This window comes from Bradyrhizobium sp. 1 (genome assembly GCF_023073315.1).
GTDB lineage: Bacteria > Pseudomonadota > Alphaproteobacteria > Rhizobiales > Xanthobacteraceae > Bradyrhizobium.
In genome coordinates this window covers 73669-85870 of the sequence record NZ_JADPJH010000039.1, presented here as the reverse complement: position 1 = coordinate 85870, position 12202 = coordinate 73669, and the positions used below count along the sequence as shown (strand labels likewise).

General features: G+C 64.2%; 11 protein-coding genes and 1 pseudogene. 7 read left to right on the top strand and 5 right to left on the bottom strand.

What is annotated here, in order from left to right; translation table 11 throughout:
• Positions 1–12: 12 nt before the first annotated feature.
• Positions 13–237, bottom strand: coding sequence for a hypothetical protein (locus tag IVB29_RS37500; RefSeq protein ID WP_247508457.1), 225 nt, complete (start codon positions 235–237; stop codon positions 13–15).
• Positions 238–493: 256 nt separating this feature from the next.
• Here IVB29_RS37500 and IVB29_RS37495 point away from each other — a divergent pair, with 256 nt between their 5' ends.
• On the top strand, positions 494–814 hold the full coding sequence (locus IVB29_RS37495; protein WP_247508456.1) for a DUF1476 domain-containing protein: 321 nt from the start codon (positions 494–496) through the stop codon (positions 812–814).
• Positions 815–833: 19 nt separating this feature from the next.
• On the opposite strand, the pseudogene IVB29_RS37490 reads toward IVB29_RS37495, so the two are convergent.
• Positions 834–1411: pseudogene (locus tag IVB29_RS37490) on the bottom strand (TIGR00645 family protein).
• 214 nt (positions 1412–1625) lie between these two features.
• On the opposite strand from IVB29_RS37490, the gene IVB29_RS37485 reads away from it, so the two are divergent.
• A complete protein-coding gene (locus IVB29_RS37485; protein WP_247508612.1) occupies positions 1626–1856 on the top strand; it encodes a hypothetical protein in 231 nt (76 codons plus the stop codon).
• A gap of 33 nt (positions 1857–1889) precedes the next feature.
• Here the strand turns inward: IVB29_RS37485 and IVB29_RS38475 are convergent, their stop codons facing one another.
• Positions 1890–2018, bottom strand: coding sequence for a hypothetical protein (locus IVB29_RS38475; protein WP_256466943.1), 129 nt, complete (start codon positions 2016–2018; stop codon positions 1890–1892).
• Positions 2019–2821: 803 nt separating this feature from the next.
• Here IVB29_RS38475 and IVB29_RS37480 point away from each other — a divergent pair.
• Complete coding sequence (locus tag IVB29_RS37480) at positions 2822–3760, top strand: septal ring lytic transglycosylase RlpA family protein (protein WP_247508455.1); 939 nt, start codon at positions 2822–2824, stop codon at positions 3758–3760.
• A gap of 65 nt (positions 3761–3825) precedes the next feature.
• Here the strand turns inward: IVB29_RS37480 and IVB29_RS37475 are convergent, their stop codons facing one another.
• Positions 3826–8211 (bottom strand): IPT/TIG domain-containing protein, encoded by a 4386-nt coding sequence (locus IVB29_RS37475; RefSeq protein WP_247508454.1) that lies wholly within the window; start codon positions 8209–8211, stop codon positions 3826–3828.
• A 658-nt stretch (positions 8212–8869) separates the two neighbouring features.
• Between IVB29_RS37475 and IVB29_RS37470 the strand changes: the two genes are divergently transcribed.
• The 4 genes from IVB29_RS37470 to IVB29_RS37455 all read left to right on the top strand — a co-directional run bounded on the left by IVB29_RS37470 (position 8870) and on the right by IVB29_RS37455 (position 11179).
• Complete coding sequence (locus IVB29_RS37470) at positions 8870–9415, top strand: tail fiber protein (RefSeq protein ID WP_247508611.1); 546 nt, start codon at positions 8870–8872, stop codon at positions 9413–9415.
• 114 nt (positions 9416–9529) lie between these two features.
• Positions 9530–10057, top strand: a complete 528-nt coding sequence (locus IVB29_RS37465) for a tail fiber protein (protein ID WP_247508453.1) — start codon at positions 9530–9532, stop codon at positions 10055–10057.
• A gap of 41 nt (positions 10058–10098) precedes the next feature.
• Positions 10099–10641 carry a tail fiber protein gene (locus IVB29_RS37460; protein ID WP_247508452.1) on the top strand — a complete coding sequence of 181 codons (543 nt, stop codon included), beginning with the start codon at positions 10099–10101 and terminating at the stop codon, positions 10639–10641.
• Positions 10642–10651: 10 nt separating this feature from the next.
• The gene (locus IVB29_RS37455; protein WP_247508451.1) at positions 10652–11179 is read left to right on the top strand and encodes a GNAT family N-acetyltransferase; all 528 of its coding nucleotides are present in this window, start codon (positions 10652–10654) and stop codon (positions 11177–11179) included.
• Here the strand turns inward: IVB29_RS37455 and IVB29_RS37450 are convergent.
• On the bottom strand, positions 11176–12132 hold the full coding sequence (locus tag IVB29_RS37450; protein ID WP_247508450.1) for an alpha/beta hydrolase: 957 nt from the start codon (positions 12130–12132) through the stop codon (positions 11176–11178). The two genes, IVB29_RS37455 and IVB29_RS37450, sit on opposite strands and share 4 nt — an antisense overlap.
• Between the last annotated feature and the right edge of the window lie 70 nt (positions 12133–12202).

Below are 12202 nucleotides of genomic sequence, written 5' to 3'. Positions count from 1 at the left end.
CGTCCGGTCGGACTAGTGCCGGTTGGACGCCCGTGTCGTGCTCAAGGCAAGCTTGAGCGCCTGCACGGCGCCTGCCAGGGCGCCGCGGGGCGATTGTGCCTCGATCGCTTCGGCTGCGATGCGGCAATCTTGGGCGACCTTGAGCAATCCGCTTCGGGCGAGGTCCATCGTGGACAAGGCGGCCTGCTCCAGGCAGAGGCGTTCAAGCCGTCGAAACTCGCGCAGTTCTCTGTTCATGCGTCAGCTCTCGATATCCCCTCGTCATGCGGCGCTGAGTCTGCTTAACGAATGGTAAACATCTTGACCTAGCGCAGCTCGCTGGCGCGAAGCTGACGGCGGCGGTGAACGCACCGGGCCTGCCGCGCGCGGCAGGCTTGACGGCGTTTGCCTTCCGGGACGAAGATTCAAATGATCCTCAACTGACGTGAATGACGGAGACGTTCGCTCCCGGCAAGTCCGATTCCCCATCAGCGAAAACGCAATGGAGCTGACCATGACCACGTTCGACAAGCGCGAGCAGGGCTTTGAGGCCAAATTCGCCCACGACGAGGAGCTCATGTTCAAGGCCACGGCCCGGACCAACAAGCTGCTCGGGCTCTGGGCCGCCGCACAGCTCGGCCTCAGCGGCGATGCCGCGGCGAGCTATGCAACGGCGCTGGTGACGGACAATCTGGAGAGCCGGACGATCGATGACATCGTGGGCAAGGTCTCGGGCGATCTCGCTAACAGGGGTGTGTCGCGCGAGCAAGTTGCGCAGAAGCTTCAGGAGTGTCTGCACCAGGCGCTCGCGCAGCTCGAAGCAAACAAACAATAAGAAGGCCGGCCGTCGCGGCTCACTCGGCGTGCTTGCGCATGCCAGATTCGCTGAGCTTGTCGACGTAGGCAATGCCGAGCGCCGAGACGATGAAGGTGATGTGGATCAGCACCTGCCACATCACGCCAGTCTCGGTGAAGCCGGCGCGGTTCGAGCCGAGATTGCCGGCCTCGATGAAGGTGCGCAGCAGCGCGATCGAGGAGATGCCGATGATGGCCATGGCGAGCTTGATCTTCAGCACGCTCGCATTGACGTGGCCGAGCCATTCCGGCTCGTCCGGATGCCCCTGAAGGTCGAGCGCGAGACGAAGGTCTCGTAGCCGCCGACGATGACCATCACGAGCAGGTTGGAGATCATCACGACGTCGATCAGCGCGAGCACGCTCATCATGATCTGTTGTTCGGTGAGGTCGATGGCGTGCCAGGAGAGGTGCCAGAGCTCCTTGAGGAACAGCACAATGTAAACGCACTGCGCCACGATCAATCCGAGATAGAGCGGCAGTTGCAGCCAGCGCGAGCCGAAGATGATCATCGGCAGCAGCCCCAGGCGCGGCAAGGGCGGGGTGGCTTCGATGCTGGCTTCAGGCTCAACCGACATTCAGACAGGATCCTCGCGGCGAGATGATCTGGCTTTGATGTAGCCCGACAAGATGGCTGGCGGAAGACGCGCGGTGCAATTGCGGCCTTCCAGGGATCGGGCCGTTTCGTGCTAGCGTGGGACGCGGCCGTCGCGCGGACGGCATGGACCTAGGAAACGGGACGTGAGCAACGGCTTTGGCAACGGGCAGGTCAGGATCGCGCTCGCGGCGGCGATGCTGCTTGGCGCCGGCGAGGTGTCGGCGACGCCGCTGACGCCGTTTCGCTACGAGGCGCAGGCTCAGCGTCATTGTCCACGCGACCAGGTGGTCTGGCTCGATTTCAGGAAGGGCGTCTACTACAGCAGGGGGCAGAGGCGATATGGCCAGGGCTTTGACGGCAGCTTTGTCTGTCTGAGCGAGGCCCGCGACAGTCACTATCGCCGCTCATTGATGGGCCTGCGTTGAGCGGGGTTTGATTCGACGTTCGGGACGCGCAGTCTACGGCTGGCCTGGCAGCTTCATCGGCACGTGCGCGGAGGTGCTGATGACGCGCGGACTTCCGTCGGGATAGGTGCGGTCGCCGCGGATCAGGGATTCCAGAACGAGAAAGAATTTCTCAGCAAGCATTTGCGTCACCCTCGTTGGTGATGGCCTCTTGAAATTTAGTCGAGGCGTCGAATGCAGAAATTCAATCAACTAAGCGGGAGCAGGGCAATCCAAAACGGATCGCATGCTGCATCGCGGTGTAGTTGTGGTTAGAAATAAGGAAAGTGATGGTGGTGCTCAGCCGAAGGCCAATGCCACGAGGCTCGAGCAGAGAAGCACCAAGCCACCGGCGGTCAATGCCAGGAAGCTGTCGGATACGAGGTCATGGTTGCGCATGGGACACCTGCCGCTCTTGTCTTCGATGCTCGCTCGGATCGATTAAAATTATCCGAACGTGCGGTCTTGAAAGAGGTGATGCTTGCCGCCCGCGCGAGTGCCTTCAGGCCCTCGTACGGTAACCTTCGAACGCATGGGCCAGGAAGATCCCCGCGCTTACCAGACCCATCAGTGCCGAAACCGTCTCGATCATCGTTAAATTCCAAAGTCTGCCCTTGCATCCGAGAAAGCGCGTGCGGCCTTGCACAGTCAAAAGAATTCCAGTGAACGGGCTGACAAAGGGGGTGGAGTGAGGATTTGGCGCAACAGAATGTCCGGGAGTGGCACAGAGCAGGTGCTCGCGCTCCGTAGATCAACGGGGGAAGCGAACGCGCCGTTTACCATCTCCACGGGATCGCCACAGGCTCCCCATTTCCGCCGTGTTCCGGTTGCGTTATCCTTACTGCTCCGACGCGGTGGTGGGCCGCCTCGGATTGAAGGACCGGACAGCGCTTCCCCGTAATCTAAGCGGGTTGGGTACGCCTCCGGCGAGATGGTATTTGGGGCGAATGGGGATCCGACGGTCAGATTCGGTTTTGCGGGCCGCGCGTGGTGTTGCGGCGGTCGCAACCTGCCTCGCGCTCGCCAATTGCGCATCCTCCAGCAAGTTTGCGAGCCGCGTCGATCCGAAATACGGCGTCTCCTCGAGCCCCCGGGTCGTGGCCCTTGGCGATCCGGTTCCGAAGGGCGGCGGCACCTACCGCATCGGCAAGCCCTATGTGGTGGGCGGCAAGACTTACGTGCCGGAGGAGGACGTCAATTACCGCGCCGAGGGCATGGCGTCTTGGTACGGCGATGATTTCCACGGCCGCCTGACCGCCAATGGCGAAGTGTTCGACATGGGCTCGCTGACGGCGGCGCATCCGACCCTGCCGATGCCGTCCTACGCGCGGGTCACCAACATCTCGAACGGCAAGTCGCTGGTCGTCCGCGTCAATGACCGCGGGCCCTACCACGGCAACCGGCTCATCGACGTCTCGAACAAGGCCGCCGAACTCCTTGAATTCAAAGGCAATGGCGTCGCCAAGGTCCGTGTCGAATATGTCGGCCGGGCGCCGCTCGAAGGCTCCGACGACCGCCAGCTGATGGCCACCTTGCGGACCGGGATTCCGGCGCCGTCGCCCTCGATGGTGCGGGTTGCCTCGGCGAGGCCCTTCGTTCCCGAGCTGCCGTCGTCGAATCGCAGTGCCATCCGTGGCGAGGTTCCGGTGCCGGATGGGCGGCCCTATAATCTCGGCAACACCTCCGCCGACATGGCCTCGCTCAATGCGACCTCGGAGATGTCGGCCTCGAGCCGCAGCCGGGGCCGGGCGCTCCAGAACGCGCGCGCAGTGTCTTATGACGAGGATGGCCGCTACGCGAGCCAGGGCGCGCCGTCCGCCGCCTATGTCTCTGACAGTGGCGCCGCCGAAGCCCGCGGCATCCTGAGCGGCCGCGGCCTCTACTAATCACGAATAAGCTGCAAGTCCGGCCGGCGGCGCAGTGTCGCTGCCTTCGTAATTGGCTTCGAGCGTCAGAACGGGATGCGTGCGCGTCCCGTGAACGTCCAGATTTGCGTGTTGCCGCCAATGCCACCGAGCTCGGCGCCGAAGCCGACCGTAGAGCCGCCTGCGAGCCTCGCACCGACGCCGCCTGTGACGCGCGCCGACCAGCCCTGGAGCAGCGGTGTTGAGGCCAGCGGGATGCCGCCTGCGGCGACGATCGCGGCTGCGTCGTCCTGTGTGAAGTAGTAGTCGGCATACACGCCGGCATAGGGCATCAGCAGCACGCCATCGAGCCACGGCACGGGATAGGAGACCCTGTTGCCGGCAGACGCGCGGCCGCTCGAGAAGGTCCGGGCCGCCTGCTGGGTGCCGAGCGAGTCGACATAGGCGTTTTCCCGCTCCCACAGCGCGTACACCTTGGCCGACGGCTCGATATTGAAATTGGCCCAGCTGTAGCTGCCGGTGAAGCCGGTCGCGAACATCCAGCGATTGCCGTTGAAGTTGCCCTGGGCGGTGCCGGCGGTGCCGTCATAGCCGATGCCGGAATAGGTCACCGCCGCGTCGTAGCGTAGCGTCGGGATGATTTTCCAGCCGAGATAGGCGCCGACGGTCCAGCCATCGCCCTTCAGCTTTCCGTTGATGTCGGTTTGGGTGTAGCTGAAATTCTCGTAGCCGCCGACGACGCCGACCAGCAAATCGGGCCTCGCCCGGTAGGTCAGGCCCGAGAGCACGTTGATCTGCTGGCCATAGAGCGTGGCCTGGGTTGCGCCTTGGCCGATGCTGCCGGACGAGCCCCAGCGGTCGAGGCCGGTGCCGCGCACGTCGACCCAGAACAGCCAATCCTTCTGCTCCTTGAAGCGCGCCGGCGGGGCCTTGGTCGGAGACGCCCGATCGATCGCAGCGAATGCATCGTCGATCCGCGAGGCGCCACGCCCGCCGCGGCCGGTCCTGCCGGAGCCTCCGTCGCCGGTATAGGCATTTGAGCCCAGCGAAGCGGGACCTTGACCTTGGGACGTGGACTGAGGCTTGTCATCCTCATCGCCGTCGGGCGCGGCAGCGAAGTTGACGCGCATGCCCCCCGCGCCCGGCGTGATGTATTGCCCCCCGCCGCTGAAGCCTTCGGAGATCGCGGTGTCGATCGCGCCGGAGATCGCCTGTCCCGAGCTCTGCGCCACGATCTTAGTGACGTTGAGCTGAAGGGCGCGCAGCTTGGCGCTGTCGGCGGGAATGTCGACCGACTGGTTGAGGGCTGGCGAGGTCGAGTCGTTGAAGGCCGGACTGCCGGTGTACTTCGCGGTGATCGTGTGATTGCCGACGGCGAGCGCGGTCGTGGCAAACGTGGCGACGCCGGTCGAGAGCGCAGACGTGCCGATCGGCGTGCTGCCGTCATTGAAAGTCACCGAGCCCGTCGGCATTCCGCCCGAGCTGAACACCGTGGCCGTGAAGGTGACGGCCTCGCCGTAGCTGCTCGGGTTCTTCGACGAGGTGAGCGCCGTGGTGGTCGTCACGGACAGATAAGTGAATTTGTCCGCGGCCGAGGCGGGCGAGGTCCCGCCGACCGTCGTCACCGTCACGTCGACCGTGCCGGCGCCCGCCGGTGAGGTCGCCGTGATCGATGTTGCCGAGTTCACCGAGAAGCTGGTCGCATTGTTGGCGCCGAATTTCACCGCGGTGGCGCCGGTGAAGCCGGAGCCGGTGATAGCTACGGACGTGGCACCAACCGCGGGCCCGGTGGTCGGAGAAATCGAGGTGACGGTTGGTGCTGGCGTGTACAAGAATTGGTCCGACGCCGAGGTGGCAGAGGTTCCACCAGGTGTCGTCACGGTCACATCGACCGTGCCGGCGCCAGCCGGCGAGGCCGCGGTGATCGATGTGGCCGAATTGACCGTGAAGCTGGTGGCATTGATGGTGCCGAACTTCACCGCGGTCGCACCCGTCAGCGCGGTGCCGGTGATGGTGACCGACGAGCCGCCCGTCGCAGGGCCCGCGTTTGGCGCAACCGAGGTCACTGTCGGCGTGGCAGCGTAGGTGAACTGGTCCGCAGCGGAGGTGACCGTCGTTCCGCCGGGTGTCGTGACCTTGATGTCGACGGTGCCCGTTCCGGGAGGGGACGTTGCGGTGATCGTCGTCGCCGAGTTGACCGTGAAACCTGTCGCGCTGACCGCGCCGAACTTCACGGCCGTTGCGCCGGCGAAATTGGTGCCGGTGACCGTCACCGATGTGCCGCCGGCGAGCACGCCGCCCGTCGGCGAAATCGACGTCACCGTCGGCGTGCCGAAATAGGTGAACTGGTCGGCTCCCGATGTCGCGGACGTCCCGCCAGGCGTGGTGACCCTGACGTCCACGACGCCGGTCCCGGCCGGCGAGGTCGCCGTGATCGAGGTTGCGGAATTGAAAGTGAAGCCGGCCGCGGCCGTCCCGCCGAATGATACGGCCGTGACGCCGGTGAAATTCGTGCCTGTGATCGTCACCACCGTGCCACCTGTCTGCGGGCCGGCGGTGGGGGAGATCGAGGTGATGTTCGGGGTGGGGATATAGGTGAACTGGTCGGCCGCCGATGTTGCAGACGTGCCGCCGGTTGTCGTCACCCTGATGTCGACGGTGCCGGTTCCTGCCGGGGATGTTGCGGTGATCTGTGTCGCCGAAGTGACGGTGAAGCCGGTCGCCGCCGTTGCGCCGAACGTCACGGCCGTGGCGCCTGATAAATTTGTGCCGGTGATGGTGACGGTGGTGCCGCCGCCACCTGGGCCCGATGTCGGCGAGATCGAGGTGACGGTCGGCGCCGGGACATAGGTGAACTGGTCCGCCGCCGATGTGGCCGACGTTCCGCCTACCGTCGCCACCGTGATATCGACCATGCCTGTGCCTGCGGGCGACGTCGCGGTGATCTGGGTGGCCGAATTGACAGTGAATCCGGTCGCTGCCGTTGCGCCGAAGGTGACCGCGGTCGCGCCGGAGAGGTTCGTGCCGGTGATGATCACGGTGGTGCCGCCGGTCTGCGGGCCTGCTGTCGGCGAGATCGACGTCACGGTCGGCGGGGCCACATAGGTGAACTGGTCCGCCGCCGAGGTCGCGGACGTGCCGCCAGGCGTGGTGACCCTGACGTCCACAACGCCGGCCCCGGCTGGCGAGGTCGCCGTGATCGATGTCGCTGAATTGAATGTGAAGCCGGCCGCGGCGGTCGCACCAAACGTCACGGCGGTGACGCCGGTGAAATTGGTACCGGTGATCGTAATCGTGGTGCCGCCGGCCGTGGGCCCCGCGATCGGTGAGATCGAGGTGACGGTGGGGGCGGCGAGATAGGTGAACTGATCCGCCGCCGATGTTGCCGAGGTGCCGCCTGCGGTCGTGACCCTGAGGTCCACGGTGCCGGTGCCGGCCGGCGAGGTCGCCGTGATCTGGGTGGCGGAATTGACGGTGAACCCCGTCGCCGCCGTTGCCCCGAACGTCACGGCCGTCGCGCCTGTGAAGTTCGTGCCGGTGATGGTCACTGTGGTGCCGCCACCGCCCGGGCCCGTGGTCGGCGAGATCGACGTGACAGTCGGCGCGGCGACATAGGTAAACTGGTCGGCGGCCGAAGTTGCCGAGGTTCCGCCCGCGGTCGTCACCGTGACGTCGACCGTCCCGGTGCCGGCGGGGGAGGTGGCCGTGATCTGAGTGTTCGAATTGACCGTGTAGCTCGCGGCATTGGTGGCGCCGAATTTCACGCCGGCAGCGCCAGTGGTCGTGCTGAAATTCGTGCCGGTGATGATCACCGATGTGCCGCCACCGGTTGGACCTGATGTCGGTGTAATCGAGGTCACCGTTGGCGCAGCGACATAGGTGTACTGGTCTGCCGCCGAGGTCGGCGAGGTCGAGCCGTTCGTGACCGTGATATCGACGGTGCCGGCGGATCCTGCCGGTGCGGTCGCGGTGATCTGGGTGTTGGAATTGACCGTGTAGCTGGTCGCATTGGTCGCGCCGAACTTGACGCCGCCGGCGCCAGTCGTCCCGGTAAAATTAGTGCCTGTGATGACCACCGAAGTGCCGCCGGCCAGCGGCCCGGACGTCGGCGAAATCGCCGTCACGGTAGGGCTGGGCAGATTGATAGTGAACACGTAGGAGGCGTTCGCGATCGTGCTGCCGGGGCAGCTTGCGGTGAAATCGCTGCAGCCGGGCGCGTAATAGAGCGTGATCTGCTCCTGTCCGTTACCTGTCGCGCTGTTCAGCGTAATGTCGATCCCGGCCTGGCCGGCATTCGCGCTGACACCAGCTCCGTTCGGGTTTGCCGGATGAAACGTATAGGTCGCCTTCGCCGTCGTCGGATTGTAGTCAGCGGCAGTGAGCTGTTGGTTGCCCGCGTTGGTGCCGCTGGAATTGGCGATCGGTGCATTGAAAAATGTGTCCGTGCCCTGGACGGAAAAAAGGCCCCACACGACGGCGTCATCGGCAGGGGCGGAGGCCGTGCCGACAGTCAAGCACAGGCGGTAGGTCTGCCCGACCGACGTGAAGTTGACCGTTACGCCGGATGTCGAATTCGTTGTTTGATCGCAAGCAGCGTTCGCCGCGGCCATCGCGCCGAGCATCAAGACGGCCGCGATGCAGATGCTTTGCGCTGCGCCCCAAAGAGCGCGCAGTATCCGCTGAGGCATAGCTCCGCAATCGCGCACCCGGACCGCCAATTCCCTGATTATGTCTGGCACGGCCACCGCAATTGCGTGACTCACCGGCCCCCCTTGGCGGCAGCTCTCGGAAGAGCGTTCGCCCTGAAATCCCTGATTGTGTAATTATTCGTCTATATTCTTACGTGCATTTGGACGGGGCGCGTCACACAAGGCAAGAGCCTTGCTGCCGAAAGCCCCTTGGAAGACTACTTTCCCGCGAACCGTTGCATTGCGGCAACAAGGGCGTGCTTTAGTAATAAGTGCCGGTGCGGGGCCATGTGCATTTATGGTTGCGCTGGTGCTTGACTGTGAATGAGACCTGTTGAACAATCTCGGCGAGTGGATCGTACAAAGTTCATTTTTTGATTTAGTTGCTCCGTCGTTCATCGCATCACGACGCGACGGGTCGCTCAATTATTGGGGAGGGGTCATGCCGTACCAGCCAGTTCTCGGCCAGATCATGCCTTTTGCAGGCGCAGCGATTCCCAGAGGCTGGGCGCTGTGTAACGGCGCGCTGCTGGGGATCCAGCAAAATTCCGCGCTGTTCTCGTTGCTCGGTACATACTATGGCGGCAACGGAACGACGACGTTTGCGCTTCCTGATCTGCGCGGTCGCGCGATCCTTGGCTCGAGTGGCGGCGGCGGTTCATACCCGGTTGGCATGGTCAGCGGAACGAATTCGGTCACTCTGAATGTGCAGCAGCTCCCATCCCACAATCATGTGATTCAAGTGTCCGCGACCACCGGGGCCGGACGTGGCAACATCCCTCCCACCAACAATGTCTTCGGAACGAACGCCCTGCCGCCGGTCAGTCCAACGATGATTTTCGCAGTGCCTGGCGGCGGCGACACGCCTTTGGCGATCGGTACCAACCTGGTGAATGAGGGCCGTGGTCAGGCGCACAACAACCTGCAGCCCTATCTCGTGATCAGCTATCTGATTGCGACGCAGGGGACATATCCGTCGCGAAACTGACCGCTGCGCAACGGGACTTGCGCGAACGACATTCCCCGCAGCAACGCTTCGAACTTCCACGCATGCACCCTTCAATTTGAAGCGGTAGAGCGCAAAGGCAAAGGATCACAGGCGATGTCAGATCCGTTTATCGGCGAGATTCGACTGTTCGGCTTTCCACGTATTCCCAACGGTTGGTTGGCCTGCGCAGGACAATCGCTGCCGATCTCACAGTACGACACGCTTTATACCGTGGTCGGCACGACCTATGGCGGCGACGGTGCCAGCACCTTCAACCTTCCCGATCTTCGCGGCCGCGTCGCGATCGGACAGGGACAGGGTCCAAGCTTCCCGAACTATGCGTTGGGGCAGGCCGCGGGTGAGGAGCAGCACACGTTGGTCGAGGCCGAAATGCCGGCCCACAGTCATGCGCTGACGTCCTCCACCGCAACGGGGACGGCTTTAACACCCGGGCAGACTCTCCATCTTGCCACGGCGTCATCAGGTGAACTCTATGCGCCGACTGCGAACGCCGGGACTTACGCTGTCATGGCCCCCTGCGTCGTGACGGCGGGCAACAGCGTCGGACACGACAACATGATGCCGACCGTCGTTGCCAATTACTGCATCTGCTACGAAGGCATCTTCCCTTCATCCGGCTAGGCTGCGCGCGCGTCCGTATTCAGTCACGAGGAAAACACACCATGTCAGACCCGTACCTCGGAGAAATCCAAGCCTTCCCGTTTTCTTGGGCGGTCGGCGGCTTCAACAATGTTTGGTTGCCGTGCGGCGGCCAGCTTCTCGCCCTTCAGGCCTACACGTCTCTGTTTTCACTGATCGGCACCTATTACGGCGGCAACGGTACGACCAATTTCGCCTTGCCCAACCTAAACGGGTCGATCGCGATCAGCCAGGGCCAAGGTCCAGGACTGCAGAACCGCGTCATCGGCGAGGTCGTCGGCAGTCCTCAGGTGAACTTGGTGAGCGACAACATGGCGAAGCACACGCACGTTCTGCAACTCGGCAACAAGAGCGCGCAAGGCGCTACCGCAGGTCCCGGAGCGGCGGGGAGCACGGTGGCGATCGATCCTGGCTTTAACGGCTTCACGGCGCCGCCCGGCACCCTGACCTTGGCGCCCAACGCCGTCGCGATGACCGGGCAGAACCAGCCACACGACAACACGCAACCTACCCAGGCGATCGTCTGGTGCATCGCCTGTGCGGGAATTTATCCGGCGTTCTCCTGAACCAGCTTGAGTGCGCGACGGCATGATTGACGGCGTGGCGCTAGACATCGTCCTGGACGATCCTGCGCTGCGGCTTCGGGCCGCGGGCCCGATCGACGCACCGTTCATCCGGCATCTCTTCGAGGGGACGCGGACCGGACAATTCGCCGCCATGGGCCTGTCCGGGCCGATCCTCGACCAGGTGATCGCGCAGCAGTTCAGCAGCCAGACGGCCGGATATGCCGCGCAATTTCCCGACGCGCTATCGCTGATCGTGACACGAAACGGCACCGCGATCGGCCGGCTGCTGCTTCATTGCGCAAGCGAGCGCTGGCACATCGTCGACATCGCGCTGCTGCCGGCTGATTGCGGTCGCGGCGCCGGGACGAAGATTATCGACGCTCTCGCAGCCAGCGCGCGGCAGCAGGGTATCGCAGCGCTGACGCTCACGGTACTTGCGAGCAATGTGGCCGCGCGCCGGTTTTACCTGCGGCACGGATTCGTCGAGACTGGGCGGGCGGGTGATGCGCACATTGCCATGAGAAGGGACCCGGCCTAGCGCACGGCCGCCTCGCGCAGGAATTTGAGCAACGCGGCGTTGACTTCGTCGGGCCGCTCCTGCTGCACCCAATGGCCGGCGCCCTCGATGATCAGCTTGCGCTTGAGATTGGGCAGCACGCGCTCGAGTTCGTTGACGCGCTTGGCGCCGATCAGGCCGGTGATGACGGCGTCTTTCGAACCGGCAATGAAGAGGGAGGGCTGGTGGATCCGCGCATCCTGCCAGGGCGCCGTCAGCTCCCAATTGCGGTCGAGGTTGCGATACCAGTTCAGCCCGCCGCGGAAGCCCGACTTGCGGAAGGTCTCGGTGAAGGTGGCGAGATCGGCCTCGCTCAGCCAGCCCGGCAGCGGCTCCTCCGGGTTGCCGTGGCCGAGAAAGCCCTTGCCCTCCTGCACGAACATTGCGGCGCTGGGATCGGCGAGCCCGCGGCCGCCGAGCACGATGCGCATGGTGCGGGCGACGTCATGCTCGAACTCGGCTTCGGCGACGCCAGGGGTCTGGAAATACTGCCAGTAGAAATTGGTCACGCCGCCCTGGCGCAGCAGCTCGAGCGGCTTGCCGCGGCCGCGGAACGGCGGCGGTACGCTCAGGCCCGCGACCGCCGTGAAGATGTCGGGCCGGAACAGGGCCGCATGCCATGCGACCGGCGCGCCCCAATCGTGGCCGACCACCATTGCCTTGGTCTCGCCGAGCGCCTGCACGAGGCCGACGATGTCACCCACCGTGTCGAAGATCGAATAGGCGTTCACCTCAGACGGCGCCGCGCTCTGGCCATAGCCGCGCATGTCGGGGGCGACGACGCGGAAGCCTGCGTCGGCGAGTGCCACGATCTGGTGGCGCCAGGAATAGGACAGTTCGGGCCAGCCATGGCACAGCACCACCAGTGGACCCTGGCCGGCTTCGCGGATGAACAGGTCGATCCCGTTGGCCTTGATCACGCGGGTGGACGACATCGCTTTTCCGCCTTTTTTCAGAGGTTTGGTCGAGAAATATCAGGTGCCACGATAGAGGCGTGGCGAGAAT